Genomic DNA, 2,040 nt, shown 5'->3' on the forward strand with positions numbered 1-2,040 from the left:
CTATACTGTTTTTTGCAACTCTAGTATATCAGATGAACATGTCTTTTGTGTTGCACTTCATTTTACAACAGGGCAATTATATTGATTTCATTTTTGGTTAAAGATTGCAATAAATTAAATAGTTCACTTACTTCTCCTTGGGATATGTTGGAATAACAGCTAAATAATTCTATGAAACAATCATTATCTATACTAGGATTTTCTATCGAGCTTAGTAAAAGTGTATTTAAATGTAAAGCATTTTCATTTTTTTGTTTATCTGACATTTGATTTTTAATTAATAAAATTAGATTATTTTTTTTCATGTCTTACTTTCTACATTTTAAGGTATGGCAATATTTGCAGGAATACTTTTCTTAATTAACTCTTCTGAATCTGCCGCGGCCTCATTAATTACGTTTACAACTTGTTGTAGTGATTCTACACTTTGAAATACTAGTTCTTTACTCATAAAAAATCCTCTTTATTTTATTATTTTAATTATACCATGTATAAATTGAAAAACTGCAACATAAAAGTTACAGTCTAACAATATTTATCCAAAAACAGTGTAATGAATTATACCCTATCTTTTATCATTCACGAGCAATACTCACACATCAACGTGTGCTTACGTCTAGCTTTTCTACTAAAGTTAATTTTTGGGTATTAGAGGAATTGAAGTATTCTCTTTCTAATCTATAGTTATGCCTATTCTGTTCGAGTTTCAGCTAAATATATTCCCCATTCAGCTAATTCTTCAGGCAAATCATAAACAGTTTTTCCATTACTCTCATAGAGTTCAGAGATTCCTGGTGAGGTCTTAGAAAAAGTTTTCCAAGCTGTCACTAGTTCTTCTACAAATTGAATATTATGAGCTTCAAAAAAGTCATTAAATTTCGATAGTTCTTTACTATAAATTGTCACAACATTATAGCTGTCAAGCATGATCTCATCATGACTTTTATGCCCACCAAATCCAAACTTACTTAGTCCATCATTAACAAGCAAATCACCGTATCTAATCAACAGTGCTAGACATTCCTCTCTTGAACAACCATCAATATAATAAACATCCTTATGGGATTCCTTAATAATATTCTTTGCTATCACTTTTTCTCTATCAATACTGACAGGCAATTCCAAAATAAAAAACAAGGGCTCGTCATGAATCACAATAAAGTGTTGAAAAATCTCTAATATTTTTTCTGCGTGTACATTCGCCATCAAATGATGTTCAGTTAACTTTGTAAATGATTCAAACAGGTTTTCTACCAAGCTAACTTGGTGACCTTTTACTAAATTCAACATTACACTTCCTCCAGAAAATTAAAACAATATCCACGTTTATAATCTCATTATATCATTAAAACCCAAAAAATGACTGGAACTTCCCGGTCACAGTCTCTTATAAATCTACTTCAGTTCCTTCAAGGAAAGTTACTACAATTTGTCCAGTTTCTGAAATAGATTGATAGCATGTCAGACTATAGTATCCAGAAGCCATACTTGAACTATTACTCTGATTCTTACCCTCTATTCGATTAGAGAAGCTACCTTCACGCTTTTCATTCTCCCTTTCGTTCAAAGGTTTCTAATCTTTTACAAGCAGTGATACCGCCTCAACGTGGGTTTTAGAGGACTAAATGAAGTCTGAATTGCCTGATAGAGATGTAGTATTGATTAAGCAATCAACAAATAATGTACAAAACAAAAATAAAGTACACTGCTTAATGAGTGTACTTTATCCTTCTAATTCAGTTTTATCAATGGTTTAGCTCTAGTTAAGTCGATTGTACATAAACTTTTAGTTTTCCTATAAAAACCGAACTTTGTATCAAAATTGTCTCTCCTGCTACTAGTAACGGAATTGATATTTGGATTTATTTAGCAAATAATTTGAAAGATGCAGATAAAACTTTGTTAGAGGACTATTTTTCAGGAGTTTTATCAAAGTATACAGCTGAATTTGCTTTAGATATCCTCGATTCTGTCAATAATTTTGTGTAAACACTCAAGTAAAGTTGCGGAGTGTTAATCAAATAAGCTTTCAAGTGTGTC

The 2,040-nt window shown here is 31.0% G+C and carries 3 protein-coding genes; all 3 read right to left on the bottom strand.

The window, feature by feature from the left end:
* Positions 1-62: 62 nt before the first annotated feature.
* The 3 genes from K1I67_RS09555 to K1I67_RS09560 all read right to left on the bottom strand — a co-directional run bounded on the left by K1I67_RS09555 (position 63) and on the right by K1I67_RS09560 (position 1,290).
* On the bottom strand, positions 63-305 hold the full coding sequence (locus K1I67_RS09555) for a hypothetical protein (protein WP_223339736.1): 243 nt from the start codon (positions 303-305) through the stop codon (positions 63-65).
* A 17-nt stretch (positions 306-322) separates the two neighbouring features.
* Positions 323-451 (bottom strand): hypothetical protein, encoded by a 129-nt coding sequence (locus K1I67_RS09950; protein ID WP_263284494.1) that lies wholly within the window; start codon positions 449-451, stop codon positions 323-325.
* Positions 452-690: 239 nt separating this feature from the next.
* Positions 691-1,290, bottom strand: coding sequence for a hypothetical protein (locus K1I67_RS09560; RefSeq protein ID WP_223339737.1), 600 nt, complete (start codon positions 1,288-1,290; stop codon positions 691-693).
* Positions 1,291-2,040 lie beyond the last annotated feature (750 nt).

This window comes from Streptococcus infantis, from assembly GCF_019929575.1.
Lineage (GTDB): Bacteria > Bacillota > Bacilli > Lactobacillales > Streptococcaceae > Streptococcus > Streptococcus infantis_L.

Bases quoted from the DNA above. Each gene is read 5' to 3' on its own strand.
- K1I67_RS09555 (WP_223339736.1), bottom strand. From the start codon at position 305: ATGAAAAAAAATAATCTAATTTTATTAATTAAAAATCAAATGTCAGAT.
- K1I67_RS09560 (WP_223339737.1), bottom strand. From the start codon at position 1,290: ATGTTGAATTTAGTAAAAGGTCACCAAGTTAGCTTGGTAGAAAACCTG.
- K1I67_RS09950 (WP_263284494.1), bottom strand. From the start codon at position 451: ATGAGTAAAGAACTAGTATTTCAAAGTGTAGAATCACTACAACAAGTT.